32 protein-coding genes are annotated in these 24,509 nt (G+C 64.0%); 12 read left to right on the top strand and 20 right to left on the bottom strand.

Annotated features, from left to right (window positions below):
* Positions 1-9: 9 nt before the first annotated feature.
* The 20 genes from KAY22_RS05655 to KAY22_RS05560 all read right to left on the bottom strand — a co-directional run bounded on the left by KAY22_RS05655 (position 10) and on the right by KAY22_RS05560 (position 11,384).
* A complete protein-coding gene (locus KAY22_RS05655) occupies positions 10-546 on the bottom strand; it encodes a hypothetical protein (protein WP_296620998.1) in 537 nt (178 codons plus the stop codon).
* A complete protein-coding gene (locus KAY22_RS05650) occupies positions 543-947 on the bottom strand; it encodes a hypothetical protein (RefSeq protein ID WP_296620996.1) in 405 nt (134 codons plus the stop codon). The genes KAY22_RS05655 and KAY22_RS05650 overlap by 4 nt, the downstream gene beginning before the upstream one ends.
* On the bottom strand, positions 944-1,204 hold the full coding sequence (locus KAY22_RS05645; RefSeq protein WP_296620995.1) for a hypothetical protein: 261 nt from the start codon (positions 1,202-1,204) through the stop codon (positions 944-946). Before KAY22_RS05645 ends, KAY22_RS05650 begins: the two co-directional genes overlap by 4 nt.
* Positions 1,201-1,569 (bottom strand): hypothetical protein, encoded by a 369-nt coding sequence (locus KAY22_RS05640; RefSeq protein WP_296620993.1) that lies wholly within the window; start codon positions 1,567-1,569, stop codon positions 1,201-1,203. Before KAY22_RS05640 ends, KAY22_RS05645 begins: the two co-directional genes overlap by 4 nt.
* A gap of 58 nt (positions 1,570-1,627) precedes the next feature.
* On the bottom strand, positions 1,628-3,751 hold the full coding sequence (locus tag KAY22_RS05635) for a hypothetical protein (protein ID WP_296620990.1): 2,124 nt from the start codon (positions 3,749-3,751) through the stop codon (positions 1,628-1,630).
* Positions 3,752-3,798: 47 nt separating this feature from the next.
* Positions 3,799-4,449: an ssDNA-binding protein gene (locus KAY22_RS05630; protein ID WP_296620988.1), complete on the bottom strand. Its 651-nt coding sequence runs from the start codon at positions 4,447-4,449 to the stop codon at positions 3,799-3,801.
* Between the two features lie 28 nt (positions 4,450-4,477).
* Complete coding sequence (locus KAY22_RS05625; RefSeq protein WP_296620986.1) at positions 4,478-5,665, bottom strand: DUF2800 domain-containing protein; 1,188 nt, start codon at positions 5,663-5,665, stop codon at positions 4,478-4,480.
* Between the two features lie 306 nt (positions 5,666-5,971).
* On the bottom strand, positions 5,972-6,280 hold the full coding sequence (locus KAY22_RS05620) for a hypothetical protein (protein ID WP_296620984.1): 309 nt from the start codon (positions 6,278-6,280) through the stop codon (positions 5,972-5,974).
* Entirely contained in the window at positions 6,280-6,675 is a 396-nt protein-coding gene (locus KAY22_RS05615; protein ID WP_296620982.1) for a hypothetical protein, read from the bottom strand. The genes KAY22_RS05620 and KAY22_RS05615 overlap by 1 nt, the downstream gene beginning before the upstream one ends.
* Positions 6,676-6,782: 107 nt before the next feature.
* A complete protein-coding gene (locus KAY22_RS05610) occupies positions 6,783-6,977 on the bottom strand; it encodes a hypothetical protein (RefSeq protein ID WP_296620980.1) in 195 nt (64 codons plus the stop codon).
* A 118-nt stretch (positions 6,978-7,095) separates the two neighbouring features.
* On the bottom strand, positions 7,096-7,344 hold the full coding sequence (locus KAY22_RS05605; RefSeq protein WP_296620978.1) for a hypothetical protein: 249 nt from the start codon (positions 7,342-7,344) through the stop codon (positions 7,096-7,098).
* The gene (locus tag KAY22_RS05600; RefSeq protein ID WP_296620976.1) at positions 7,341-7,541 is read right to left on the bottom strand and encodes a hypothetical protein; all 201 of its coding nucleotides are present in this window, start codon (positions 7,539-7,541) and stop codon (positions 7,341-7,343) included. Before KAY22_RS05600 ends, KAY22_RS05605 begins: the two co-directional genes overlap by 4 nt.
* A gap of 318 nt (positions 7,542-7,859) precedes the next feature.
* Positions 7,860-8,078: a hypothetical protein gene (locus KAY22_RS05595; RefSeq protein WP_296620975.1), complete on the bottom strand. Its 219-nt coding sequence runs from the start codon at positions 8,076-8,078 to the stop codon at positions 7,860-7,862.
* Entirely contained in the window at positions 8,075-8,893 is an 819-nt protein-coding gene (locus tag KAY22_RS05590; protein ID WP_296620973.1) for a hypothetical protein, read from the bottom strand. Before KAY22_RS05590 ends, KAY22_RS05595 begins: the two co-directional genes overlap by 4 nt.
* Before the next feature lie 27 nt (positions 8,894-8,920).
* Positions 8,921-9,271 carry a hypothetical protein gene (locus KAY22_RS05585; RefSeq protein WP_296620970.1) on the bottom strand — a complete coding sequence of 117 codons (351 nt, stop codon included), beginning with the start codon at positions 9,269-9,271 and terminating at the stop codon, positions 8,921-8,923.
* 12 nt (positions 9,272-9,283) lie between these two features.
* On the bottom strand, positions 9,284-10,141 hold the full coding sequence (locus KAY22_RS05580; protein ID WP_296620968.1) for a hypothetical protein: 858 nt from the start codon (positions 10,139-10,141) through the stop codon (positions 9,284-9,286).
* 43 nt (positions 10,142-10,184) lie between these two features.
* Entirely contained in the window at positions 10,185-10,511 is a 327-nt protein-coding gene (locus KAY22_RS05575; protein ID WP_296620966.1) for a hypothetical protein, read from the bottom strand.
* Positions 10,508-10,957 (bottom strand): hypothetical protein, encoded by a 450-nt coding sequence (locus KAY22_RS05570; protein ID WP_296620964.1) that lies wholly within the window; start codon positions 10,955-10,957, stop codon positions 10,508-10,510. The genes KAY22_RS05575 and KAY22_RS05570 overlap by 4 nt, the downstream gene beginning before the upstream one ends.
* A gap of 4 nt (positions 10,958-10,961) precedes the next feature.
* Complete coding sequence (locus KAY22_RS05565) at positions 10,962-11,132, bottom strand: hypothetical protein (RefSeq protein ID WP_296620962.1); 171 nt, start codon at positions 11,130-11,132, stop codon at positions 10,962-10,964.
* 111 nt (positions 11,133-11,243) lie between these two features.
* Positions 11,244-11,384 carry a hypothetical protein gene (locus KAY22_RS05560; RefSeq protein WP_296620960.1) on the bottom strand — a complete coding sequence of 47 codons (141 nt, stop codon included), beginning with the start codon at positions 11,382-11,384 and terminating at the stop codon, positions 11,244-11,246.
* A 1,129-nt stretch (positions 11,385-12,513) separates the two neighbouring features.
* Here KAY22_RS05560 and KAY22_RS05555 point away from each other — a divergent pair.
* The 12 genes from KAY22_RS05555 to KAY22_RS05500 form a co-directional block, all read left to right on the top strand.
* Complete coding sequence (locus KAY22_RS05555; RefSeq protein ID WP_296620958.1) at positions 12,514-12,882, top strand: hypothetical protein; 369 nt, start codon at positions 12,514-12,516, stop codon at positions 12,880-12,882.
* Positions 12,879-14,447, top strand: a complete 1,569-nt coding sequence (gene terL / locus KAY22_RS05550) for a phage terminase large subunit (RefSeq protein WP_296620955.1) — start codon at positions 12,879-12,881, stop codon at positions 14,445-14,447. Before KAY22_RS05555 ends, terL begins: the two co-directional genes overlap by 4 nt.
* Positions 14,444-16,048, top strand: coding sequence for a hypothetical protein (locus KAY22_RS05545; protein WP_296620953.1), 1,605 nt, complete (start codon positions 14,444-14,446; stop codon positions 16,046-16,048). Before terL ends, KAY22_RS05545 begins: the two co-directional genes overlap by 4 nt.
* Positions 16,049-16,058: 10 nt before the next feature.
* Positions 16,059-18,167, top strand: a complete 2,109-nt coding sequence (locus tag KAY22_RS05540; RefSeq protein WP_296620951.1) for a hypothetical protein — start codon at positions 16,059-16,061, stop codon at positions 18,165-18,167.
* Positions 18,167-18,466, top strand: a complete 300-nt coding sequence (locus tag KAY22_RS05535; protein WP_296620950.1) for a hypothetical protein — start codon at positions 18,167-18,169, stop codon at positions 18,464-18,466. Before KAY22_RS05540 ends, KAY22_RS05535 begins: the two co-directional genes overlap by 1 nt.
* Positions 18,463-19,437, top strand: coding sequence for a polysaccharide biosynthesis protein (locus KAY22_RS05530; RefSeq protein ID WP_296620948.1), 975 nt, complete (start codon positions 18,463-18,465; stop codon positions 19,435-19,437). Before KAY22_RS05535 ends, KAY22_RS05530 begins: the two co-directional genes overlap by 4 nt.
* Positions 19,434-19,937: a hypothetical protein gene (locus tag KAY22_RS05525; RefSeq protein WP_296620945.1), complete on the top strand. Its 504-nt coding sequence runs from the start codon at positions 19,434-19,436 to the stop codon at positions 19,935-19,937. The genes KAY22_RS05530 and KAY22_RS05525 overlap by 4 nt, the downstream gene beginning before the upstream one ends.
* On the top strand, positions 19,934-20,692 hold the full coding sequence (locus KAY22_RS05520; RefSeq protein WP_296620942.1) for a glycosyltransferase: 759 nt from the start codon (positions 19,934-19,936) through the stop codon (positions 20,690-20,692). The genes KAY22_RS05525 and KAY22_RS05520 overlap by 4 nt, the downstream gene beginning before the upstream one ends.
* Positions 20,689-21,342: a GT-D fold domain-containing glycosyltransferase gene (locus tag KAY22_RS05515; RefSeq protein ID WP_296620940.1), complete on the top strand. Its 654-nt coding sequence runs from the start codon at positions 20,689-20,691 to the stop codon at positions 21,340-21,342. The genes KAY22_RS05520 and KAY22_RS05515 overlap by 4 nt, the downstream gene beginning before the upstream one ends.
* Positions 21,339-22,205: a hypothetical protein gene (locus KAY22_RS05510; protein WP_296620937.1), complete on the top strand. Its 867-nt coding sequence runs from the start codon at positions 21,339-21,341 to the stop codon at positions 22,203-22,205. The genes KAY22_RS05515 and KAY22_RS05510 overlap by 4 nt, the downstream gene beginning before the upstream one ends.
* A 48-nt stretch (positions 22,206-22,253) precedes the next feature.
* On the top strand, positions 22,254-22,556 hold the full coding sequence (gene gp10 / locus KAY22_RS05505) for a capsid staple protein (protein WP_296620933.1): 303 nt from the start codon (positions 22,254-22,256) through the stop codon (positions 22,554-22,556).
* Positions 22,553-24,509 (top strand): hypothetical protein (locus KAY22_RS05500; RefSeq protein ID WP_296620930.1); only part of this gene is annotated, 1,957 nt, incomplete at its 3' end. The genes gp10 and KAY22_RS05500, both read left to right, overlap by 4 nt.

Here is a 24,509-nt window from a genome sequence, read left to right as displayed (position 1 = left end):
CTTCGGTGGTCACGGCTTCTCCTCCATCGCCTTGTCGATTGCGCCGTCAAGTGCGTCGCGGTTCAGGTCGCAAGTCCAACGCGGTGCCCGCCACTGCCGAACCTCCCATTGCATCCACCGGGCGCTGCGGTCTGTGCACGCATCCCCGCGCAGCCACCGATACCGCTCCGCGTTCTTGCGCAGCGTCTCATTCTCCAGCAGCAGCGCGTCGCGCGCCTTGGACTCGATAGCAAGCTGGGCGCGCAACTCCGCCTTCTCGGCCAGCAGGGATTCGATGGCGGCGGTCTCTGGCTCAGGACGAGATGCATCAGTTCGGCGTATCTCGATGCCCATCACAGAGAGGCTCTTGAGATCAGAAGGCGGTGGCGGGGGGAGGGCTAGCCCTTGGAAGGAGCGCCGAATCAAGTGTACAACCCGCGACCAAGCGTCGGGCTCAAATTCGATCGCGTCTGGCGGCTCGATGGCGAGCCGCCGAAGCGCGCGGCGGAGATCGCTCAGGGCTTGCAGGATTTCCGTCGCGTCGAGTTGCGGTTTGTCGGTGGTCATGGCTTCTCCTCCTTCTTCGCTGCGATGGCGGCGAGTACGATGCCGCGCAAGTCGAACACGCGGATAGGGCGGCACGAGTCGCCTTTGTAGTGCAGGGCTGCCGTCGCCTCCTCAAGCCACTCCAAGCAGTCGCAGGAGGGCGCGGGCTTTACCCAATCTGTTGAGTGGCACGTAGGATGCGGTGGCATCTTCGCCTCCGGCCCCGGCGTCCACGTGGGATGCGGCGGCATCTTCGCCTCCGGCCCCGACGTTGGCGTGCGCCAGTAGGCGATACTTAGTCTTGGGATGAAGTCCCAGTCACAAAACCAGCGCGCGCCGTTGACGTAGCACTCCACCAGCCCCCGCTCATCCGCATCCGCCAGTGTCGGCGGCTGCTCGCTCCAGAGTGTCCAGTCGTTCACCACAGATCCTCCGTAAATAGGATTCCTTCCTTCCCCACCCGCTTTGCGGCTTCCGCGCGGCTGATGAAGGTGCCCTTGTGGTCGAAACCCTGCCTGTCGCCCTGCACCGGGCCGGTCCACCCGTTGTCTCGCAGCACGCGGATCACGTCGTGGTGCCTGTTCGGCCTCGCCGCTGTCGCGTGCATGAGATCATCGAGTTTGATTGCCGCCTTGAGTTCCATGGCGGCGGCTGGCGTGCGGTATGGGAAGTCGTTCATGGCTTTCGCCCCCCTGGCAGCACCTCGATGGCGTGGATGATTTCGTATGGCGGCGTGTTACCGCCCCTTTGTAGCACGCTCAGGATTTTTTCCGCCTGCGACAAGGTTTCGTATGCGCCATGCAGCGCGCCTGGTTCCCTCCGTAATACCCACAACTCGCGCGGCTTCGGTGGGGCGTTACGAAGATGGGCATCGTAAGGCCCGCAGATTCGTGCAAATGGCAACCCGCCAATCCTCCACTCCACGAGCGCAAGCGGATCCCCGAAAGTTTCGATGAAGCCGGCGTCGTTATACACCTTGATGACCTCGGCGCTATGCCAGGCATTGTCACTGCACACCTCAATCGGCTTTGTCCAGTCGATCATGCTAGAGCCCCCGCGCACGGCTTCCGTGCAGATGCCATGTATGCTCGCCCATCGGTTGCTATCCTTTTTTGAAGCGCTGCGCGATGTAGCCGGCAGCGGAGAGCGGCAACCCGGCCGCCCACGGTGCGCGCCTATGCACGCCGGTTGTCATGTCCTCGCGCAACTGCGCGATGGTGTAGGAGCCCTTCGGCACGTCCAGAGCGATCTCGTCATGGACGTGCAGCGCGATGGCGGTCAACTCGAAGCCGCGTATATCGGCCGTGCGCTCGTGCACTTCAGCGAGCCCCGCGCGCAGGATGTCATTCGCGATCGCCTGCACAATGTTTTCGATGAACAGCCCCGCCCACGCTTTGAGCGTAAGCCACTGCTTCCCGCGCCATGCGATGTAAGTGAGCTGCTCGCGTGCGGAGGCTCTCCCCGTCTCGGGGTCGATCTCCGTCTCCATGACCAGCCGCGGGCGACTGTAGAGCAGCCTGCGGCCACTGGGCAGCGCAATGACGAGCCAGGATCCCGTGCTCCAGATGCGGCAGCGCGCGATGTCGAACACGGTGCCCGGCTTGCGCACCGCCTCGATGCAGGCGCGCCCGACTTCTTGCCCAGTCTCGTAGATCCGCGCATTCGCGGCACGGTACACTTGCTTGAGCACGTCGCACGCCTGATAGGTGGCGGGCTCTAGCTCCAAGTCCTCCCCCTTCAAGAACGCGCGGCGCCACGCCTTGTATGCCTTGCGCCGCTGATCTTCGCTGGCCGCTGGGAGCACAAGGGGTACGAGCGCATCGAGGTCGACGCCGTAGCCCGCCGCCATGGTGGCGAACGCGCCGACCCCGGCCAGATAGCCGCAAGACAGATCGACCACTTTGCCAACTTGGCGCTGATCGTCGGTCACTTCGGCCAACGGCGTGCCGAAGAAGCGCGAGTAGAGCAGCCGGTAGCCGTCCGCGCCCTCGCCTGCGTCTTGCGCTCGATACGCGTCAAGCTTCCACTTCTCGTCGGCACACCACGCCAGGATGCGCCCTTCGATGTTCGACCAGTCACACACGACAAGCTCGTTGCCGGGTGCCGGGACGATACAGCCACGCACCGCGTTGCTGCACGCCTCGTTCGGCCCCCCGTACAGCATGGGCTCGTTGAGCGCGGCCCCCGACAGGATGCCGGGAATCACAACGTCGTTCACCCAGGCCGCCTTCATAGTGGGGCGCGGGGCGTTGTGCGGCTGAAAACCGCGGCCCGCCGAGCGCCCCGTGCGTCCCGCGCCGGACCATTGAATCGCGAAGCGTATGCGCGAGCCCTCGCCGGCGGATTCCATGCCGCGCTTGAACTTCGCGCCCGAGGACTTGGCCGCTTCGAGCCTCAGTTCGAGCAGCGCCCGGTGCTCGGGCAGCACGTCGTCGCGCTCCAGCCATTCGCGCATCGTGGACGCGCGCATGTTAGGGAGCCCCAAGTCCGCCGCGTTCAGGTAGCGCAGGAGTCTATCGCGCTGCGTGGCGGTGTCCACCGCCCCCGCCGTCGCCGTATGGATCAGCTTGTCGTGATGATCCTTCGCTTTCGATAGCAGCACCCGCGCGGCTGAAGCGAGCCCGGCGTCGAAGCCGAAACCTCGCTCGTTGATAAGCTGATCCAAGTGCCAAGAGGCGAGGTTCTCCCCCTGGTAGTTATGCTTCGGCAGGCGCCGGTGGATCTCGCGCAGCGCCACGGTGTCGGTGAGCGCGTAGCCGCAGAACCGCGCCCACTCCGCCGGATGGCTATGGCGATCCGCGAAGCGCCCGGAGCCGTCCGGGATGCAGAACAAGCGGATCAGCTTGCCATCTTCCTCGCGCTTGCGATCATCCTCGTGCAGATCGAGCACGGCGCCGAGTGCGGCGAGCGCTCCAGGGAGCCCGTGCGCGTAGGCTTGCGCCATCGTGCAGCGCCAGCGGTCAACGGGCAGATCGAGTCCGAGGCAACGCGCGAATACCATGCGGTCAAACGTGGCGTTGTGAGCGATCAGCGGCTCGTTGGGGTCCGCGCACGCGTCGTCCAGATCCGCCGGTATGGGCTCCCCGCCAATCACGTCCCAGAGCTGCGCCGCGCCGTCATCGCGCGCGAAGCTCGCCAAGATGCACTCCGCGTTGGCGGTGTAGCGATCCGTTCCGCAACTGATATCGATGCGGGATCGCGTCTCGGTGTCGACGTAGGTGGGCATGGTCTACCGGAAAAGGGCGCCCGGCTCACAACCGGGCGCCGAGTGGGTCAGAACAGATCGCTCGCGTCGCTCGGCGTGCCGGCCGCAGCGCCCGGTGCGTCGCCGTCGGCATCCGCCGGGTCGATCCCGAACTCGTCGGGCTTCGCCACGCGGCCACCTCCGAACGCCTCACCGTGCCCCTTGAACTGCACGCCCATGAGCTGCGCGTTCACCCGCTTGCCGAACTTGCTCGGCTTCCCGTCGCCGCCCTGGGCGTAGATCGCGATCATGACGTTGGCGTAGCAGCCCGAATACGGGCGGCCATCAGCCTCGGTCAGCACCACGTTCTGCCCGTTGCGCGTCTCGACGATGGTGGGGCGCGTCTTGCTGTTCGCGGAAACGTAGAAGTTCCCCTCGTAGCCATCCTGCCCCGCCTTCGAGACTGAGCCGTTGTGCAGGCACAGGCGGTCCTGAGCCGCCAGCTGCTTGAGCACCGCTTCGTGGCTGGTGGGCCAGCCCTTCTGCGCGACTTCGCGAATCGCCGCCTTCACGCGCGCCAGGTCCGGGTGATCCGGCCCCATTATCGCGTGCGTTGTGTAGTTCGCCGTTTCCTTGCCCGAATCGTTCTGCCCGATCATCGGCTTGAAACCGTAGAAGTACGACAGCCGCACGTTTCTCAGCGTGAGGACAACCTGCCCCGACTTGTTTGCTTCGCTCATTTGCCTTTCTCCGTTGTGCCGTTAGAAGTTAGATCGCGCCGGATTCATCCAGCCCGAACTCGACGGGCGTAACGGCGATCGCCACCCGTGGATCGTCCGCGGGGGCAAGCGACTTCTTGCCGTCCGCCTGTTCGATGATGCACTGGATTTCCTCCCACGCGGCCAGTGCTTTCGCCTTCTTCATCCGCTTCTCGGCTTCCGTCGGCGTGATGATCTCGCGCGGCTTGTATGCCGCGTCTTTGAGCGCGGCCAGGAGGCGCGCTTCCGCGTGCTGTGCATCCGTCCACTTGCGCGCGCCCTTCTTGCCGTCGACCAGCTTCCAGCCCGGCAGCTCCACGCCGGCGAGCGCACGCCGCAGCGCTTCGGCTTCGACTGCCGAGCACCAGTCCTGCATGTCCGCGACCTTGTTGCGGGCGTCCGCAAGCTGCGCGTCGCTCATTTCAAGAATCGTGGTCGGATGGTCGATCGGGAACTGCGCCATCATGTATTCCGCCCGCGCTGCGCAGGTGCCCTTGATCGGGCACCAGCGGCACGCTTTCTCGCTCGGCGCCATGGCGGCCCGGATCTCGTCCGGGGATCCGCTCTCCCAAAGCCTGTAGGCTTGCTGTTCAATCGGCTGATTCTCGCGCACCCACTGGAGCACTTCTTCGATCGGATAGATCCACTCCGAATAGTGATTGACGCGCGGCTGGTGAATCGCGACGCGCAGGTACTTCCACTCCGCGACTTCCGCGAACATCATCAGCGCCGCGGCGCCGTACTCCAAGAGCTGCGCGTTGCCTTGGGCGTTGACAATCTCGCCCCGACCGAACTTCAAATCGTCCACATGCACCGTGGCGTGATCCAGGTCGAGCGTCACGGCATCGCCCGTGCCGCCCTGGCCCGGCACGCCCACGACGGGCGAGGTATCCAGCCGCATCTCGTAGTGCTGGATGCCCGGCAGCCGGCGAATGGCGTCCACGTAGGTCTGAGCGTGGCCGGCATCCTCGTCCGTAATCGTGAATTCATAGCCGTCGGCGGTGAAGGTTCGCCCCACATAGTCGAGGCAAGACTTGTGATAGCACAGCGCCCGCGCCGCGATATCGTGATAGGCGGTGCCCTCGGCGGCGTAGATGCTCGACTCGTTCGGGGCGCCTTTCGAGGCGGCCAGCGAGCCAGGGCAGAGGATGCGGCGATGCGCGGATGAAGGGCTAAGCGTTGCGTGTTGACCGGCCACGGCGGCTCCAGCGTAGGGATGAGTTGAGGGTCCCGCTGACGGGTTCCAAGTGCATCGGGTTAATGCAGCTCGGCTGTTCGCAGGTATGATCGAGCGTCATGCCGAAAGGGATATCCGCGCGAAATACGGCGTAGCTCACGCGATGCGCGTAGAACGTTTGATGCTTGCCCGCAATGCGCATGTTCAGCTTCGGGTAGCCCCCCTTGCGGTTGTGCGCCCCTGTCCAGATCCAGCACGCGGTCGCAGGATCCAGAACCGAGTTGCGCAAGAGGCGGAGCTGCAAGCCGTCGAGTATTGCGGGCCGCATCAGTCGCGCCACGCGTCGGGGTAGCCCACGCCCAAGTACGCGAGGGCACCCCTCAAGCGTTCGAATGCTTTTTGGCTGCTTCGCAGCAGTGCAAGCGCCGCCTCGGCATCGTGGCCGATCGCGACGACGCCCGGCCGCCCGCACCGCGAGCTAACCCGCCACTTCTCGGCGGCGTCATCGCGGGCCAACGGTATGAATTGGCGAACGGCGCCGGGGTAGAAGGACTGGTCCTCCCCGCTCGGGGTAAATGCGTACACCCGAGCGGGGCGGCCCAGCTCTTGCCGTGCCATGTAGAGCACGGCTGCCATCACAGCAGATCGCTTCCGGCGGCAGCCGGCGCAGCGCCCTGCGTCAGCGCGGCCTTGCAGGCGGCCACGAAGTCGGCCATCTGCTCGGGCTTGAGCTTCGCGGCCTGCTGCACGCCGAACTGCGCCAGCAGCGCGACACCACGCTCGCGCGAGAGCTTCGTCACGACTTCGACCAGGGCATCGGCCACCTGCTTCGGGGTGGCGGTCGATGCGGGCTTCGGCGCTTCGGTCGGGGCTTCGGTCGCGGCCGTGGCGGTGGCCGCCGGGGCGGGGGCTGCGGCCGGCGCAGCGGCGGGTTTCGCCGTCTTGTCGGCCTTCGCGCCGCCGGCCTTCAGCGTGGCGGTGAGAGCCTCCAGGGCGGCAGTGTTACGGGCAAGGGCTTCTTCCAAAGACATGGATATCTCCGATGGGTGGTTAATCAACGAGACGCAACATTGCGCGCAGCTGGAAAATGTGTCAAGGACTTTTTTCAAAAACAATTCCCGATTTCAGTCGAACCGATCTAAAGCAAGTCCAGGTACTCGGCGCTTTTTTCCTGCGCCGCTTTGGCAGCGGCCTCGCGTTCACGCTTCTCCCGCGACCAGCGCTCATGCGTCTGCGCGAACTCGCGGGCGTGCTCCGGGCACATTTCCAGCCAGTGCGCGCCGTCATGCGTGCAGCCGCACGACTCGCGCCTTGGGCGCGCTTTCATTGCCATAGGGCCGCCTAGCGCTTTTGGGCGCGCATGGCGAAGATCACGGCTAGCCAGCGATCAACGGCCAGCCGAACGAGCGGCCAGGGTTTGAGGGCCGGCCAAGGGCTGCCAGGTATGCGAGTCATTGTGTGGGCCTCATTTTGGCTAGCTGCGATGCGCCGATCCGGCCTATCAGCCGGCGGTGCGCCGCGCGCGTGACGGTGTAATAGCGCTCCAAGGCGCAAGCGTAGTTGCGCCAATAGTCAATCTGCCGCTTGCGCGGAGCGTTGTCCGGGGGCGGGCCGCGCTTGCGGTAGCCTGATACCGCGCTGGCGCGTAGCTGCATCTCCCGCGCTTCAGCGGGGGTGTAGATCCGATCCAGATCGGTCATGTGGCGCTATCGCGTGTGTGCGCGGCCAGGATGTCGGCGGCATCGCGAACCAGCGCGATCCAGCCAGGCGGGCATGTCCCCGTCATGCGATCGTCGATCGTAAGGATGCGCTCCGCGAGTTCGGCGGCGCGCGTATCCCGTACGGGAGAGCGCGACCGCCCCGCAAGTAGGCGGTCCAATGCGCCGCGCCAGGTCATGACCGCACCGTTTCGAGCGTGACACAATCGATGTTCCCGAATCGGCGCACCTGCCCGCAGTAGTGGCCTCGCGCGTCATACAGCACGCGCCCAGGCTGCGCGGCTGCATATCCGCGCGCGAATGCCAGCAGCGCGGCTAGCTGGCGGAGTCTCAGGCTTTCTCTCTCAATCTCAATCTCGATTTGCATAGGTATCTCCCGACTCCGACCAGCGGAGTCAAACACAGATGGATAATGCCGGCGGCGATGCCCAGCACGACCAACGCGTACAGCATGGCGAATGCGATCATCGCGGCCAGCGCGTCAAGAATGCGAGCGCTCACAACAAATCCGAAAAGTCGCCGCTCCCCAAAGGATCGCGCGACACGCGCACCCCGTCCGGGCCAGCCGATGCGCGCAAGATCATGCCATAGCGCGAGCGCAACCGCGCGAAGTAGGCCGATACCTGCCGCGTTGACTTGTATTCTGTCAACAAGATGGATCCACCAGGCGGCAAGTTTCGAAGCTTCGCCATGGTGCCCTTAGCGCTGGTTTTCATGCGCCCCCCAGAATCGCAGGACCGTAGTTTTCGACCGCGGCGGCGATCGCGCGGCGGGCCTCACGCACGTCATCCCTCAGCGCGGCCAGTCTCGCGTGCAACGCGCGGCAAATCGCGTCCGCTCTAATGCCTGTCGTGCGCGCGGTTTGCATTTCCCGCACCAGGGCGGAATGCTCCGCGCGCGCCGTGCGTATCTCCGTGCGGGCATCGTCGACGCTTTGGCGGGCATCGTCGCGGGCCCGCCATTCCCGATCACGCTCCGCGGTGGCGCGGGCAAACTCTCCCGCTGCGCGCGCCGCTTCTTCTTTCGTTTCGTGCCGGTCGCACGGATAGACCGTCACACCGGCACAATCCGTGTTATAGGTCGCGGGCACGTATCCGCAATAGCCGTTGCGCGCGGGGAGCTGGAGCACCGCGCCGACAATTACAGAGCCGCCGAACGCATCCGCGTACCAGGCGCATTCATCCGCCGCACGGGGCCGACCTTCAGCGCGCAGGACATCGGACGCGGAACCGACGATACGCCAGTCGCGCGGCCAATGGTCGCAATAGTACGCGCGATCACACGCGCTCCCGCGGTAGGGCCGCGATCCTCCATCCGCGAGGTTTTCCTCCGTCTGCCACGCTCCGCCGCCGCCAGGTGCGGCGAAAGTCTGGTATCGGCATGTGCGCCAATCGGTCACGCGGTCCGCGTTGCCGTGCTTCGCTGCAATCGCGTCTAGCTCCGCGGCCTTCGCTTTGTATTGTGCGAGCCGGGCCGGTGCCCGCAGCGGCAGTGTGTGCGGCACGGTCGGTATATCGTCGCGTTTTCTCATGGTTGCTAATTCCCGTTTTGGTTGAATTCAGGAGAGATACAGGCGGCCGTCATCGCCGACGTACAAATCTTGCTCCCCGTACGCATGGGCGGCAGCGGTCAACGCATCGCCATTCGGCCAGTCGCGATCCCAGAATCCGGCGCCGTGGCGGTTGCGCGTGAGCCAGAAGTCGTGTCCGGCCTGAGTTAGTGGCCAGTCCGCCAGGAGCGCCGCATTGGCGTTGCGGAAGCCTTCGCAAGCCTCGCGCATTCGCTCCAGCGTTTTCGGCGCCAGATCGGCGGCATCATAGGCCGCGTCCAAAGGCTCGCCGCTATCATCGGTGCTGGCCCAAAGGGCGCATCCAATGTACGCGAGCAAGAACGGGTTAGGTGCGCTCATGGTGTGGCCCTCCTAGTTCGAAAGCGTGCGGCCATCCGCACACTTGATGTCATACGAGCCGGGGAATTCCGACACGCGATCCAGCAGCGCGGAGAGCACGTCACCGTCTAGAGGCTTGCGCCAGCCGAAACAGTGCCGGCCGGTATGGCTGTAATAGATCCAGTTCTCCAGCAGCCCCGGCAGATTGTCCATGATCCATGTGGCGCCGGCCCGCTCCGCTTCCGCGTTCCGAATCGCGGCAGCATACGTGGCGCCGACATCCAGGCGCGCCTTTGCCAAGCGCTTGCGCCCCCGTTCCGTGGACCCGTGCAACTGGGCCTCACGGTAGCGCGGCATCAGCATGGCGCTTTCCGCCGCGGTCAACGGCTCGAAGGGCAGCCGCGAATCCGCCACGGGCCGCAGTCGCAGCAGCCGCAAATCCTCCGCCTTCAGGTAGGCCGAATCCAGGCAGGACGTGCAAAACGCGGGATACTCCGGGCCGCGATAGTGCGCGCCGCAGTACCCACATTTGAGCGTGTCGCGCCGAACCGCGCGCATTTCGTCCGTGATTTCCAGCCAGTGCCCGCGCTGAATGTTGCGATTCGGCAGACAGGCATCGTGTGCGAAGTCAAAGACGCGCAAACCGCGATCCGCTTTCAGGGCGGGGATTGGCGCGGTATTCCATTGGTCATTGAACAAATGCCCGATCTCAAGCTCCACGGGCACGCTTGGGTAGTAACCGAGATAGTGCGAACCGCCGCCGCCGTGAGTCGAGAACATCCGCGCTCCCGCGGCTTCACGCTCGCGCTGGAGCGTGGACCAGGCTTCGCGATCCGCGGCCTTGGCCGTGTTGAAATAGTAGCAGTGCAGGACCGTTTTGAGGTTATTCATTGATTGCATTCTCTCTGGTTGGTTGATCTAAGGCGCGAGCGACTCAGCAAAGGTCAGCGACCGCGCACTGGCGCACAGACACGCGGTAATATCCGGCCGTATCTGCCGGCGCCAGGCCGAAGGCGCGCAGTTTCCCCATGAATCCGCGCGGCGCATCCTCCGCGTACAGCAGTCGCGCGCACGCCAGCGCGTCGCCTTTCGTGCGGCAGACTTCGGAATGATCGGCCAGGCACCCGGCCGCGTAAAACTGCATCAGCCACACCCTTCGCCGCAGCACTGCGGGAGCGATAGCGTCCCGGCATACGTGGCGCTCATCGGCCAGCGCTTCGAGCACGGCATCAAACGTGGAATACTGGTACTTGGCTTTCATAGGGCTTCCTGGATGCACAGTTCAGCAAACGCGCGCGCGCAGATACGCTCATACTCCGCGAGGGCCGTGTTGCATATGCGCTTGTACTCCGCGAGGGCCGTGTCGCAGATGCGCTCATACTCCGCGAGGGCCATGTCGCAGTTGCGCCTGTACTCCGCGAGGGCCGCGACGCGGATGCGCTCATACTCCGCGAAGGCCGGGGCGGTGACGCGCTTGTACTCCGCGAGGGCCGCGGCGCGGATGCGCTCATACTCCGCGAGGGCCGGGGCGCTAAGAAAGGCCCGCGCTGCGAAGCCAAAGTCAAAATCGCTCGCGTACCGCTCAGCCAGCTCCGCGGTGACGTTGACTGACTCGCCGAACAGCTCAGCGAAGCGCTCGCGGGCCTGCGAACATGCGCCAACGCGCACCAGGTCGGCGAGCGTGAGAATGCGGGAATTGGGTTTCATCGGTTCAATCCTCTTTGTGTGCGTCGCGCAAGGCGCGCACGATCGCGTGGTTCAGCTGCCGCGCACTGTGCACGGCCGTCTCGTGATAGCGGCTATCCAGGCGAGCCGCGCGCATTTCGCGGGCAGTCCGCATGAGCCGGCGCCGGCGTTCCACCATCCGGGTTAGCTCACTCATCACGCGGCCCCCACAAGGCGCCGGTGACGGCCAGCACCAGGACCGACACCAGCCACACGGGCAGGAGCACGGGCAGTGCCAGGAGATAGAGTAGCGGGCAGCGGGGCGCGTTCACGGCTGCACCTCCATGGCGGCCATGCGGGCCGCTTGCTGGGCACGGGCGGCGGTCAGGACGCCAGTGCAGGACGCGTAGAGCGTGAGTGAGGCGCCGGCCAGCGTGGCGAGCACCAGGAAAAACGCGAGCTTGTTCATTTGATCCTCCTCCGGCGGGCACCTTGCCCGTGCGTATAGCAAAGCACGCGGCGTGCCAGCGAAGCAAGAAAAACAAACCGTATAGCATCAACGGCTTACAAAATTGCGGGATTTATGGCTTGGAGCGCAAAACGTCAGGTATAGCCGTATAGCGTCCAAAAGTGACGCGGAAGGGCGCGTTTCGGGCGATCCTGTCATAATTTGCTAGACTCGGTATAGCAAACGGCTCTTGCTATACGGGCGAAAAGCCTTTAAAACCAATAGCTTGCAGCGGAAAAACAGAGCGAAAAACGGAAAAATCGACTCTAGCACTTTTTTTTCGCTTAATAATCATGGGCTTAGGGCCGATTTTCGATTATCTTTGAAAAACCCCACTACGCGTAATTTCTGGTGCAGAAATATATACAGTAGTCTGGCGGTGGCCGCACGGAGGATACAGAAATGTTTTCAATTCCTCTTTTAGCTCTAGTTTGTAGTAAAAGAGAGGTAAAGATATGAAAGATAAGGGAAAAAAAGTGCTAGAGTCGGTATAGCTGCTACAAACTCGACTCTAGCGTATAGCACGCGCAAGAATCGTGCCAAAAGCGGCGCCGTGGCGTTTTCCCCCGGCGCCGGGCCGCTCAATCCCGCTCCCGGCGCCCGTGAGATGCCAATCATGGCTGCTATACAGCGTATAGCCTCAGCGCGTGGCAGCTATACAGCCGACAGCCCGGCGCCGGGGGCGGCTATACGGCTATGCCCTCCCGGCTGGCAGCGGGGAGAGGTGCCCCGGCGCCAGGTATGATGCGAATGCGAGGCATGTACCGCTGCTAGCTGTTCGCAGTGGGCGGGCAGCGGGCAGCGCACCCCCACCCCCTCCCCCCGGGCCATGGGTTCCCATCGGGACTCCACACGGCCCCGTGGTTCTCTCAAGTTCCCAGAATTTTTCCAGCCAGCTATACGGAGCTATACGCCCCCGGTGCCGAGAAGGAGGGGCTTGCGGCTGCGGGCGCGGGCTGGTAGCTTCCCTGCTGCAAGTAGCCAGCTGACGCGCCTCGGTCTGGGGTGTGAGTAGTCTCGGCGGCGAGCGGGGTTCCACCCCCGACTCGCCGCCCTTGCGCCAATAGCGACAAGATGGCAAGGTAGCCGCATGAGCGACTTCGGCACCCACGCGCTGTTCGACGGCGAATTCCAGATGTCGACCGACGAGCGGATCGAACAGACCCTCACCGCGCCCGGCAGCGCGGGGGCGATGCCCGTCGCGACGGTCAACAAGATCACCCTGGCGCGCATTCGCGCGATGCTGGCGAACGCCTCGGCGGATCTCTACCCGGAGTTGCTGACGTGGATTCGGCAGACGGCTGCCGACTCACCGGCGCGCGCGGTCGAGTTGTATCTGGAGCTGCTTCAGTTCAGCGTGCCGAAGCAGAAGGCGGTCGCGGTTGCCGTGCAGGACAACTCCGACAACCCGCGCAAGCTCTCGCTCTCCGAACTGTATAATGTCGTGAGCGAGCAGTGACGAAGGACGAGATCGCGCGGGAGATTCGCCGGAGGTTGCGGGCGCGCACGTCGCTTCACACCTACGCGCTCTCGATCGACATCCCGACCGTTGCGGCGCAGGCGATGCTCCCCGACGAGGAACTCCTGGGACCCGCGTCCGGGCTGATGGCGCAACACCACGCGGCGATCCTCTCGGTGCTCGAACGCACCGCCAATCGCAATATGGGGCGTTGCATGATATTCGCCCCGCCAGGGGCAGCGAAATCGCTCTACACGTCTGTTCTGCTGCCGACCTGGGAGATGGGGCGCCGTCCCGGTTCGCGCATCATGCTCGTCTCCTACGCGGGCTCCCTGGCCGAGCGCCAGGCGCGGCGCGCGATGCAGGTGGTCGAGCAAGAGAACTACCGGCTGCTCTGGGACGAGTCGCCGACGCTGGTGCGCGATGCCGCGAAGGAATGGACGCTCTCGAACAAGAGCGAGATGCTCAGCATGGGTCTGCTAGGCGGCCTGACAGGCAACCGCGCGTCGGGCGCGATCATCGATGATCCGGTCGCTGGCCGCGAGGAAGCGGACTCCGAGGACATCCGGCAAAAAACGCGCGACGCCTATCAGGACGATCTGCTCTCCCGCCTCCTGCCGGGCGCGTGGATCGCGTTCATTATGACGCGCTGGCACGAGGACGATCTGGCCGGCGCGATTCTGCCCGAGGACTATGACGGGCGGTCGGGCATGGTGAGATGCCGCGACGGGCTCGACTGGGAGATCCTCAACATCCAGGCCAAGTGCGAGCGCGCGGACGATCCGCTCGGCCGGCAGCTGGGCGAGTATCTGTGGACGGAGTTCTACCCGCCGCAGCACTGGAGGCTCTACGAGAACGCCCAGGGGCCGGAAGCGGCGCGGGCGTGGGCAAGCCTCTACCAGCAGCGCCCCAGCCCCCAGGGCTCGGGCAGGTTCAACCGGGAGATGTTCAATCTGTACTCCCCGAAGGAATTGCCGCAACATCTGGCCTACGTGGGCGCGTCGGACTTCGCGGTGACGGAAGGGCGCAACGACTTCACCGAGCACGGGCTGTTCGGTGTCGACTCCAGCGGCAACTTGTGGGCGCGCGATTGGTGGTCCAAGCAGTCGAACACGGGCGAGGGCATCGACGCCATGCTGAACATGGTGCAGCGCTGGAAAACCCCCATGTGGTTCAACGAAGGCGGCGTGATCGACAAAGCCACGCGGCCGGCAATCAATCAGCAGATGCGGGAGCGGCGGATTTACACCGATCTGCGCTCGCTCCCCTCCATGCTCGACAAAGTGGCGAAATGCTCGGCCTTCCAGGCGCGGGCGGCGGCCGGGTGCGTGTACTTCCCGCGGGAAGCGCCGTGGACCGAGCGCGTGATTCAGCAACTCATGTCGCTGCCCGCAGGGCGGCACGATGACGCCGCGGACGTGTGCGGGCTCATCGGCCGCGCGGTTGACCAGTTCCCGCTGGCCCGTGTACCCTCCATTACGCGAAAGGAAGGGATCAAGCCCTTCACGAAGGAATGGCTGGAGTACCAGGCCGAGAACGAGCGTCCGGCCGTGAGGTATCGATGATGTTGATCCAAAGCGTGATGTACGCGGGGTCGCCCGACGACGCCGAGCTGAATATCGCGCCCGCGATCTATGTCGGCAGCGGGGCTCCTGATTTCTGGGCCCCCGCCGGCTCGCTCTACGTGAATAGCGCTGCCAACCGCCTGTACTGGGCGGGCGACGGCGTTTGGACGCTGCTGAGCAGCGGCGGTGGCGGAGGGGATCCCCTTTGGGGCGACATCCTGGGCACGATCACCGATCAGGCGGATTTGATCTCGCGGATCAGTTCGGATGTCAGCAGCGGCATCGCAGCCCATGTCGCAGCCGGGGATCCGCATTCCCAATACCTGACGGAGACCGAAGCCGATGCGCTCTACGAGGCGATCGGGGCTGTCGCGACGCACGAGGCGGCCGGGGATCCGCATTCCCAATACCTGACGGAGACCGAAGCCGATGCGCTCTACGAATCGCTGGGGGCAGTGGCTACTCACGAAGCTGCGGGCGATCCGCACCCTCAGTATCTCACTTCTGCGGAGGCGTCTGCGGCGTATCAGGGGCTTGATGCTACCCTCACCGCCGTTGCAGGTCTTGATGCCACCGCGGGCCTCGTCGAACAAACCGCTGCTGACGCCTTCACAAAGCGCGCTATCGGGGTCGGGAGCGCCAGCAGTATCCCCACTCGAAACGATGCCGATGGGCGCTACGACGCTCTTGGAAGCGCAGCAGCCGCCCAAGCAGCTTCACAGCCTGTCGACGCCACACTTACGAGCCTCGCCGGACTCGACGCCACCGCAGGACTTGTCGAGCAGACCGCCGCCGATACTTTCACCAAGCGAGCCCTTGGAGTCGCCGCGGGATCCTCTGTGCCAACCCGCTCCGACGGAGATTCCCGTTGGCAAGGCATCGACGCCACCCTTACCGCCCTCGCCGGGCTCGATGCGACTGCCGGGCTCGTTGAGCAGACCGCAGCCGATACCTTCACGAAACGGGTGATCGGTGTTGCCAGCGCGACGGACATCCCAGCCCGCTCGGATGGCGACGGGCGTTGGCAGCAGAGTTCCGCGAAAGACGCGGCGAACGGTTATCCGGGGCTGGACGCAAGCGCGCTCGTAAACCCCGCGCAACTCGGCTCCGGCAGCGCGATCACGACGAAGTATCTGCGAGGGGATTCAACGTGGCAGACCCTCGCAGGCGGCGGGGATCTTCTCGCGGCAAACAATTTGAGCGATGTCGCGAACGCGGGCACGGCGCTCTCCAATCTCGGCGGGCAGCCGCTAGATGCAGAGCTGACGGCGATCGCGGGGCTTACCTCTGCTGCGGATAGCCTGCCTTACTTTACCGGATCAGGGGCCGCAGCGCTGACGACGCTCACGAGCGCGGCGCGGGGGCTGCTCGATGACGCCAACGCTGCGGCGATGCTCGCAACGATCGGTGCTGCGGCGGCGTCGCACGCCTCGACGCACATGAATGGTGGGGCGGATGAGCTGACGCTAGACGATCTCGGAGAGCCGACCGCGGCCGTAAATTTCAACGGCCAGCAGGCCACGTCGCTCGTGATCGAGAATCGCACGTCGGATCCGGGCGCGCCGGCGACGGGGCAAATTTGGCTGCGAACTGATCTCTGAGGCGAATACCGTGGCAACGCGCACCAAGACAGTCATCTACGCATTCCCAGCCCTAGCGTCACTGACCAATAACACGCTGACGACGCTCACGCAGATCACACTCTATCTGCCAGAGTCCAGTAAGACCTTCCGCTCGGTCACCGCACACGTCTCGTTCGATGACATTGTCACGGCCACGGGCGGCACGCTCACGACCAAGACGCAGAACCTACGCCTGGGTGCAGCCAGCTATACCAGTGTGACTAATTCGGGGGCTCTGACAAACACTGGTGAGAACGCGTCCTTTATTCTTTCAGCGGGCTACACTTCTCACTTCACGACTAACTGGAGCGGCACGTCCATGACGTGCGACTTCCAGCTCCAGATCAACCAGAGCACGGGCACGACCCTGGGCATGGTGAACGTGTGTGTGACGCTCGAAATCACCTACGACTACGACGACACCAGCACCACGCATGTCAAGACGGTGATCATCCCGCTCGACGCGCCAGACGGGGCGCTTACTACGGGCGCGACGACCTATGACACGATGCCGGCCTTGGCGTACTACTGCGCGGAGGCCGGCAAGACCTTCCGAGGTATCTACCTCGTGGTTGAGGGCAACGAGCACCGTAACGGGGCAACGACCGACCACACGATGACCCTGTATGCGGGCACCGCCAACGTCACGACTGGAAACTACGAAGGAGCGCTTGCGTCCGACCGGAGGTTCCGCTACGTGTGGGACGCCACGAGCGCGTGGCCGGACACGACAGCGACCCAGGTATTTCAAGCGCTTTCGTCGGTAGCTCGCGTCAACCACTTCTGCGCGTACCTCATCGTCACCTATGAGTTCGAGGCGGATAACACCAGCACGACGCTCACCGAGGATCTGGACAACTCCGAGACCGGCATTGACGTGACGGCTGCGGCGAACCTGGGCACGGTGCCCTTTGTCATCAGCGTGGACAACGAGCAGATGCTAGTGACGAGCATCGCCAGCAACACGCTGACGGTGACTCGGGGATACAACAGCACGACGGCAGCGACGCACACCAACGGCGCGACGGTGAAAAACTGCATCACCAACAGCGTACAACTTTGTGGCACTCCTCTGGAGATAGTAGCCAGCATAGCAAGTACCGAGCACGCCCGGTCTACAGCTCAGCTTTATATAGCCGAACCTGGGCCGATCACCGCAGCGAAGGTCGCCGCTTATCTCTTTTGGACGCAGTCGGCCTCTTTGTCCACTTTTCTTAATGTACGACTGGGTACTGGGTCTTTTATCGGTAAGACCGACGCTGCGAGTGTGTTGTGCGGCGGCAATTCTTGCATGGAGCGGAACGATTCTGCGTTCGCTCTTGCTAGAGGAAAGAACACTCTTAACGTGGACGCCTACATAAGTTCGGGTTCAAATTACGCTCACGGAATGAACGCGCGGTTTGATGTTGCCTACGTGAGTAGTCAGCCAGCAGCGGGGCCAGGAGCTGCGAACCACACCATTCGTCGAAATATTCTTACCGCAGGAGCGCTTGCGGGAGGGCAACGGTGGATGTCGTCGTCTACTGCGGTGGAAATAGCAGAGGCGGGTTATCTTGCCAGCAATTTAGGGACGGAGGGCCGGATACAATTCACGAGCACACCCCCTTCTTGGTATCAATGTCTCGTTGAGAGGCTATCCACTGGTGGCGAAGGGGGTCTAGCTTACGTCGCTAGTATAGGGACAACCCTGCAAACGGATTCCGAGATTGGGTGGGCGGTGTTCTACGGCAGTCTAGATTCGTTGGGGAAACATTGGCCAGAGCAGACTCACGGAGATCGCGTGAGTTTAGAAACAGCACGAAAATATTTACAGAACGTTGGAGCGCTCTGCTATAGTAATCTAGCTGTCTGGGTGACCTATCATGCTGTGGGACCCTTCACTATAGATGGCGACATATCTAACTCTAACGGCGGAACCGTTAACATCTACGCGCATCGTAAGAGCGACGGAGAACTACTTAAAAGTACCTCCCGATCTGGGGACGGCGCGTACTCGATGGATTGGTGGGACAACACCGAGACTCTATTTGTCGAGGCGTTCGAGTCATCTTCCTACGTGGGGCGCAGTGAGGATGCGGTAGCGAACGGGGCGGCGTAATGGCCGCCTTTGACGTCATTCTGCGGGACCCTGGGACGGCGGCATTTGATGTCGCGCTGTCGACGGCCAGCGGCTTCCCGACGCAGTACGCGGGGCTGCGGACGTATTATGGCGCAGCAGTTCGCGAATTGTGCTTGGTCGCGGCGGCCGATGCCCCGGGCAGTATGGGGGCTGCCCCGATGCTGCGAAAGAACGGAGTGACCTACGCGATCTATCTCGTCGAGACTGGCGATCCCGACGCGAGTTCGGTTAGAGTGCGGACGAGCGCCGGAACAAAAGCCATAAGGTTGAAAACATGACATCCACCCCGCGGTTCTATCACGAGTCGGTTTGCGTCACTGGCGCTGGCGGCTCCATCGGTTCGGAAATCTGCCGGCAACTCCTGGCCGAGCGCGTGCGCAAGCTCGTGCTCGTGAGCCTCACGGAAGCCGGTCTCTACAACATCGAGCGCGAGCTGCGCCCGATCGCCAACGCACAGGACTGCGAGCTGGTGCCGATCCTCGGGAGCGTGCTGAATCCCGAAGTTTCTCGGCGTTCCGTGCAGGATACCGGCGTGGTGATCCACGCCGCCGCGCACAAGCATGTGCCGATCTGCGAGCGGAACCTGCTCGAAGCAGTCGCGAACAACGTGTTCGGAACCTACGTGCTCTTGAGGGAAGCAGCCCGCGCCGGCGTCGAGCAGTTCATCCAGATATCCACTGACAAGGCCGTGCGGCCGGCCTCCGTGATGGGTGCGACGAAGCGGCTCTGTGAGAAGCTCATGCAGAGCCCGGCGCTCGTGGCCCCGCACGCCATCACGGCAGCCGTCGTGCGCTTCGGGAACGTGATGGACTCGGCGGGCTCCGTGTTCCCGCTTTGGCGCGAGCAGCTTGCCCGGGGCGGCCCGATCACGCTCACCGACAAGCGCTGCGAGCGCTACTTCATGACGATCCCCGAGGCAGTGATGCTCGTCATGAAAACCGCGGCCTTCCGAGAGGCGGGCACATTCGTTCTCGACATGGGCAAGCCGAAGAACATGTACGATCTCGCACTGGAGCTGAGCCAGGGCAAGGTCGAGATTGTGGAGACTGGCCTGCGGCCCGGCGAGAAGCTCACCGAAGAATTGGACTACGGCGGCGCGATCGTCGCCACGGGGGATGCGCGAATTCGGCGGATCATCGAGCCGGCGAGCGGGGCGATCACGGCGTCCCACATGCAGTGCATGTACGAGAATTATCAGGCGCACTGCGACGACCGGGTGGGCTTTTGGCTCCAGGAGTTGACGAAGTGATCTCGGAGCGCCATCGCCAGCTCTACCAGCAGCATTACAAAGGGCGCACCGTTGCGCCGCGGCCGAACCCGTGGCTGCACGTCATCGAGCGGCTGGCGCGAGAGATCGAAGCGCGCGACATCCTGGACTACGGCTGCGGGATATCGCGGGGCGTGTCGCGTTTCTCCAGCTACCCGGTACGGGATTTCGACCCCGGTGTGCCTGAGTGCGCGGCGCCGCCCACTGCGGCCGATTTCGTCGTGAGCATCCACGCGCTAGAGCACGTCGAGCCGGACATGATCGATGCCGTCCTGCTGCACATGCAGTCTCTCGCGCGCAAAGCGATTCTACTCGTGGTCTCGTGCGAGGCGTCGACGAAGCTCCTGCCCGACGGTTCGCCGTGGCACAGCTTCGTGAAGCCCGCGAGTTGGTGGCACCACTACTTGACGGACTATGTGCCGATTCCCCCAAAAGCCGCGCGGCTCGGCGCGGAATATGCGGGCATCTGGAGGGCGGCATGAGCAAGTTCTGCACGGTCATCGTGCCGTACTACAACCAGCCCGAGATGCTCAAACGCCACCTGGCGCTCTGGATGGAGTACGGCGAGCATATTCGCGACCGGCTCGATCTCATAGTCGTGGATGATGGCAGCATGGAGCACGAAGCGCTCCATGTGATCGCCAACGTGACGCACAGCCCGCTTCGGCTGTACCGCATCACGCAGGATATACCATGGAATCGCGGGGGCGCGCGCAACTTGGGGGCGCAGATCGCCGAGACGCCGTGGCTCCTGCACATGGATATCGACCACTTGATGCCGGTGGAAGCCGCTCAGGCGCTCGTCTCCCGCGCGCGTGACTGGAACCCGAAGAAGTGGTATCGCTTTCGGCGCTTCCGTGTCGGCGCGGCTGACGACACGCGCATGAAAGATCAGCTTCCGCGCACGGCGAAGTTCGGCGAGATCAAGCCTCACATCGACTCCTACCTCTGCACGAAAGCGCTGTACTGGAAGGCGGGGGGCTACAACGAGGATTTCTCGGGCTGCCTCGGTGGGGGTTCTCCGTTCCTGCGGGAGCTTGAGAAAGTCGGGCCGGTCACGGAGGCGCCGCCGGATATCTTCCTGCAAGTGTTGACGAAGGACGCGTGCCCCGATGCCTCCGCGTCGAAGCTCTCGCGCGATCGCACGGAGTACAAGAAGCGCTCGGATGCGCTCAAGCGCGCGGGCAAGATCAAGGGGCACGATCCGATTCGGTTCGCGTGGGAGCGCCTACTGTGAGCTGGCCGAAGGTCCATGACGAGTTCGAGACGGTCGAGCTGCTCCGCCAGGGATGGTCGATTTCGCGCTTCGGTGATGGGGAGTTCAAGCTGATCGATCACAAGGATCAGTGTCGCGAGCCTCGGAATCAGAAGCTCGCGCGGGATCTGCGCGACACGCTGACGAAGCCCCATGACCGGCTGCTCGTGGCAATCCCGACGATGGACCCGAAAGGCGCGAAGTATGAGAGTTGGCAGCGCCACCTGAAGCGCTTTGATGAGCTGCTCCAGCCTCGGCTCCCGGAGTATTACTCGGCCTTCATCAGCCGCCCCGATAGCGCCCAGTGGATTCGAACGAGCGAGTACGCCCATGCTTTCGCTTCGGTATGGCGGGGGAAGAAGGTCGCGATCGTGTGCGAGGCCGACGGCTCAGCGCTGCGCGCCGTGGCGCCAATCGCGCGGGAGTACCGCTACTTCGAGTGCCCGTCGCACGGGGCCTACGCCGCCTCTGGTGAGATCATGGAGCGGATTCGCGGGTACGCCCCCGAAGTCGCCATCCTGTCGTGCGGCCCGGCGGCGACCGTGATGGCGCGGCGTCTCTCACGCACGGGGATTCAGGCGATCGACTTCGGAAGCGGCGGGGCTTTCCTCGCGAAGCTGTTGCGCGAATGATCTCCATCGTCTGCTGGCTCTGGCACGATGCAGGGCTGCAAGGCCCCAAGACGCCGCATGTGCGACCCCACCGGCCTATGGTGCGTTCGGATCTGATCCCGCGGGCGCCTCGCGGGGCGTTGCGGGAGGAGCGCCGGCGGCTGCGCGAAGCCTTCCTGAACGGGCGCCGGGATATCCCGACTGGGCCGGCGCGCGCAGCTCGCTTCTTCCTGCCCGAGCACGTCAATACCTTGCAGCGCGCGATCGCGCGCAACCTCCCCGAGCCGCATCGCTTCATCTGCATCACGGATTCGACTGAGGGCTTCGCGCCCGAAGTGGAGGTCATCAAGACGCCGGCGAGCGCTGCCCGGCTCGCGGAGCTGCGCACGCCCGAGGGGCCGCGCTTCCCGAGCTGCTACCGGCGGCTCTGGACGTTCTCGGATGAGGCCCGGATCCTGGGCGAGCGCGTGCTGGTCCTGGACATCGACGCCGTGCCGACTGCGGATCTGCGGCCGCTGTTCGCCATGAAGGCCGACTTTGTGGGCTGGCGGCCGTTCCGCGACTGGGGGAAGCGCCTCCGGTTCGGCGGGGGGATTTATCTTCTGACCCCCGGTACGCGCACCGCGGTATGGACGGAGTTCACCGGCCCGGCGGCTATTCAGCGGGCGCGAGCCGCCGGCTTCCGCGGGAGTGATCAGGCGTGGATCAGCTACAAGCTGGCCGAGCGCGAACCCTACTGGCCGAACACGTCGGGGATCTACAGCGTCCGCGATCTGGGACCGGGCGAGGCGCTCCCGAAGGACGCTCGGCTGGTGCAGTTTAACGGGCACAAGAAGCCCTGGGCCTACCCCGGTGGGACGTGGGTTGCTGCCCATTGGCGCTAGGGTGTAGCATGACGGAATCTGCGAGGTGCTCCTATGAAGCTCTGTGACATGAAGCGCGCGAAAGCGAGCAAAGAGGGGACAGCCAAGCCCGTCCAGGCGGACTCTTACGGGTATGGCCTGACCCTCAATCTGGACGACGAGCAGATGACCAAGTTGGGCTTGGACATGCCCAAAGTGGGCGCGAAGTTCGCGATCGAAGCGATGGCCGTCGTCACGCACGCATCGCAGAGCGCGGACAACGGCGGCAAGACTCGCGCGGTGACCCTCCAGCTGCGCAAGCTCGGATTCGAGAAGTTCAAGGGCTCCATGCGCGACGCCGTTGAGGAAGGCGTCGAGGACGCCGAGGCATGAGCGTTCCCCCGGAGCAGATGCAGGTCGGGCTTGCCGCGGCCGTCGAAACCGGCGTGACACAGGGCGACGAGTCCCAGGTCTCGGATACCGAGCGCGATGAAGTTAAGCGGCTGCTAAACGAGTACCGCGGCGCGTGCGAGTTCGACAAGAAACTGCGCGAGCAGTACACCCGCGATCGGCGCTACGCGCAGGGTGTCGCGGATCTTGCCTGGGCGAGCGACGCGAACCTCATCGGCGCGTTCATCGATATTCTGGTGAGCTTCCTGTATGCGCAGAACCCGGATGTAAGCGTGCGGCCATCGCCGCGCGTAGGCGCGACGCCGGACCAAAATGGCACGATGTTCGCGGAGACGCTTCAGATCGTGGTGAGCCGGCTATGGAAAGACGCCAAGCTCAAGCGCAAGATGCGCCAGCTCGTGCGCTCCACGCTCTCGATCGGTACAGGCTGGCTCAAGGTTCTGGCGTATTCGCAGACCCGCACGAATCCCCAAGTCGAGAAGCAGCTTCACGACGCGCGCGACAACCTCGCGCGGATCGAGTCGCTCAAGACGATGCTGGGCGAGGGTACGGACGCGACGGAGCAGGAGCGCCTCGCGACGGAACTGCGCAATCAGATCACCGGGCTGACTGCGCAGGTGGAGGTGCTGGTTCGCCGTGGAATCACCGTCGACTTCTGCCGGGCCGAGGATGTCCATGTCAGCCTCGACATTTCCACCGTGGAGGACTACGAGGATGCCGACTGGATCGCGAACGATATGTACATCCGCAAATGCGATGTTCGCGCGCGCTTCCCTCGCATTCTCGAAGATGATCTGAAGCAGGCCACGGTCTATCACCAGCGCTTGACGGGCATCTTCGATGAAAACCAGACGGCCCCGGCCCGCCACGATGCGCAGGAAGGCGGGCAGTTCAGCAAGGCGGGCTCGGGCGGAGCGGGCTCGATCCTGGGCGGAGAGAAGCCGGTCGAGTTTGTGAAGGCGATCGAACTCTGGGACCGGCGGGACAACCTCATCAAGACCACGATCGAGGGCGTGAAGAAGTGGGCGGTCGAGCCCTACGCTCCGCCCCAGGCGACCGCGCGCTTCTACCCATACTTCCGCCTTTCGTTCTACGAGACGGACGGCGCGCGGCACCCGCAATCGCTCTCATGGCGCCTGGCCAAGCTTCAGGACGAATACTCCGGGGCGCGCTCGGGTGGGCGCAAGACGCGCGAGCGCTCGATTCCTGGCACGGTGTTCAACCGCGGGCAGCTGTCCGAGACGGACGCCGCGAAGCTGGAAAAAAGCGACCACATGGAGATGATCGGCATCCTGCCGACCAGCCCCGACACACCGCTCGATCGAGTCATTACCGCCAAGCCGGTGCCCCGCGTCGATCCCATGCTCTACGACACCACGGCGATTCACCGGGACATGATGATTATCTCGGGCGTGCAGGAGGCTCAGCAGCAGGTCACGTCGGGCGACAAGACCGCTACGGAAGCCCAGATCCAGCAGTCGGGCTTCGCTTCGCGCACGGGCGCGGATCGGGATGCGGTAGAGATGATGCTGACGGATCTCGCGTCCTACACCGCGGAGATCGCGATCCAGTCGATCGACCTTGCCTACGCCCAGAAGCTCGCCGGCCCGCTGGCGTTCTGGCCCGTGGGGATGAACGTCGAAGATATCGTCGCCATGTGCGAGGTTGAGATCCGCGCAGGGACGACGGGCAAGCCGCAGGCGGGGGCAGACAAGGAAGCGTGGGCGACGCTTCTGCCGCTCATCCAGCAGATGATGGCACAGTACCAGCTATTGCAGATCCAGAATCCGATGCTCGCTCAGGGCTATCGGACGTTGCTGCGCGAGACGCTTCGGCGCCTGGATGATCGGCTGAATATCGATGAGATCCTCCAGACGGCGCCGCCCATGATGCCGGGGATGCCCGGAATGCCCGGCCTAATGGGCGGCGCCGTCG

This window comes from Rhizorhabdus sp., assembly GCF_018006725.1.
Lineage (GTDB): Bacteria > Pseudomonadota > Alphaproteobacteria > Sphingomonadales > Sphingomonadaceae > Rhizorhabdus.
Note: the sequence above shows the minus strand (reverse complement) of the source record. Positions and strands in the feature narration are given on the sequence as shown.

What these genes read in the sequence shown, in the direction of transcription:
- KAY22_RS05655 (WP_296620998.1), bottom strand. Translation starts at nt 546, where the DNA reads ATGACCACCGACAAACCGCAACTCGACGCGACGGAAATCCTGCAAGCC.
- KAY22_RS05645 (WP_296620995.1), bottom strand. Translation starts at nt 1,204, where the DNA reads ATGAACGACTTCCCATACCGCACGCCAGCCGCCGCCATGGAACTCAAG.
- KAY22_RS05640 (WP_296620993.1), bottom strand. Translation starts at nt 1,569, where the DNA reads ATGATCGACTGGACAAAGCCGATTGAGGTGTGCAGTGACAATGCCTGG.
- KAY22_RS05635 (WP_296620990.1), bottom strand. Translation starts at nt 3,751, where the DNA reads ATGCCCACCTACGTCGACACCGAGACGCGATCCCGCATCGATATCAGT.
- KAY22_RS05630 (WP_296620988.1), bottom strand. Translation starts at nt 4,449, where the DNA reads ATGAGCGAAGCAAACAAGTCGGGGCAGGTTGTCCTCACGCTGAGAAAC.
- KAY22_RS05620 (WP_296620984.1), bottom strand. Translation starts at nt 6,280, where the DNA reads ATGGCAGCCGTGCTCTACATGGCACGGCAAGAGCTGGGCCGCCCCGCT.
- KAY22_RS05615 (WP_296620982.1), bottom strand. Translation starts at nt 6,675, where the DNA reads ATGTCTTTGGAAGAAGCCCTTGCCCGTAACACTGCCGCCCTGGAGGCT.
- KAY22_RS05610 (WP_296620980.1), bottom strand. Translation starts at nt 6,977, where the DNA reads ATGGCAATGAAAGCGCGCCCAAGGCGCGAGTCGTGCGGCTGCACGCAT.
- KAY22_RS05605 (WP_296620978.1), bottom strand. Translation starts at nt 7,344, where the DNA reads ATGACCGATCTGGATCGGATCTACACCCCCGCTGAAGCGCGGGAGATG.
- KAY22_RS05600 (WP_296620976.1), bottom strand. Translation starts at nt 7,541, where the DNA reads ATGACCTGGCGCGGCGCATTGGACCGCCTACTTGCGGGGCGGTCGCGC.
- KAY22_RS05595 (WP_296620975.1), bottom strand. Translation starts at nt 8,078, where the DNA reads ATGAAAACCAGCGCTAAGGGCACCATGGCGAAGCTTCGAAACTTGCCG.
- KAY22_RS05590 (WP_296620973.1), bottom strand. Translation starts at nt 8,893, where the DNA reads ATGAGAAAACGCGACGATATACCGACCGTGCCGCACACACTGCCGCTG.
- KAY22_RS05585 (WP_296620970.1), bottom strand. Translation starts at nt 9,271, where the DNA reads ATGAGCGCACCTAACCCGTTCTTGCTCGCGTACATTGGATGCGCCCTT.
- KAY22_RS05580 (WP_296620968.1), bottom strand. Translation starts at nt 10,141, where the DNA reads ATGAATAACCTCAAAACGGTCCTGCACTGCTACTATTTCAACACGGCC.
- KAY22_RS05575 (WP_296620966.1), bottom strand. Translation starts at nt 10,511, where the DNA reads ATGAAAGCCAAGTACCAGTATTCCACGTTTGATGCCGTGCTCGAAGCG.
- KAY22_RS05570 (WP_296620964.1), bottom strand. Translation starts at nt 10,957, where the DNA reads ATGAAACCCAATTCCCGCATTCTCACGCTCGCCGACCTGGTGCGCGTT.
- KAY22_RS05565 (WP_296620962.1), bottom strand. Translation starts at nt 11,132, where the DNA reads ATGAGTGAGCTAACCCGGATGGTGGAACGCCGGCGCCGGCTCATGCGG.
- KAY22_RS05560 (WP_296620960.1), bottom strand. Translation starts at nt 11,384, where the DNA reads ATGAACAAGCTCGCGTTTTTCCTGGTGCTCGCCACGCTGGCCGGCGCC.
- KAY22_RS05555 (WP_296620958.1), top strand. Translation starts at nt 12,514, where the DNA reads ATGAGCGACTTCGGCACCCACGCGCTGTTCGACGGCGAATTCCAGATG.
- KAY22_RS05545 (WP_296620953.1), top strand. Translation starts at nt 14,444, where the DNA reads ATGATGTTGATCCAAAGCGTGATGTACGCGGGGTCGCCCGACGACGCC.
- KAY22_RS05535 (WP_296620950.1), top strand. Translation starts at nt 18,167, where the DNA reads ATGGCCGCCTTTGACGTCATTCTGCGGGACCCTGGGACGGCGGCATTT.
- KAY22_RS05530 (WP_296620948.1), top strand. Translation starts at nt 18,463, where the DNA reads ATGACATCCACCCCGCGGTTCTATCACGAGTCGGTTTGCGTCACTGGC.
- KAY22_RS05520 (WP_296620942.1), top strand. Translation starts at nt 19,934, where the DNA reads ATGAGCAAGTTCTGCACGGTCATCGTGCCGTACTACAACCAGCCCGAG.
- KAY22_RS05510 (WP_296620937.1), top strand. Translation starts at nt 21,339, where the DNA reads ATGATCTCCATCGTCTGCTGGCTCTGGCACGATGCAGGGCTGCAAGGC.
- gp10 (WP_296620933.1), top strand. Translation starts at nt 22,254, where the DNA reads ATGAAGCGCGCGAAAGCGAGCAAAGAGGGGACAGCCAAGCCCGTCCAG.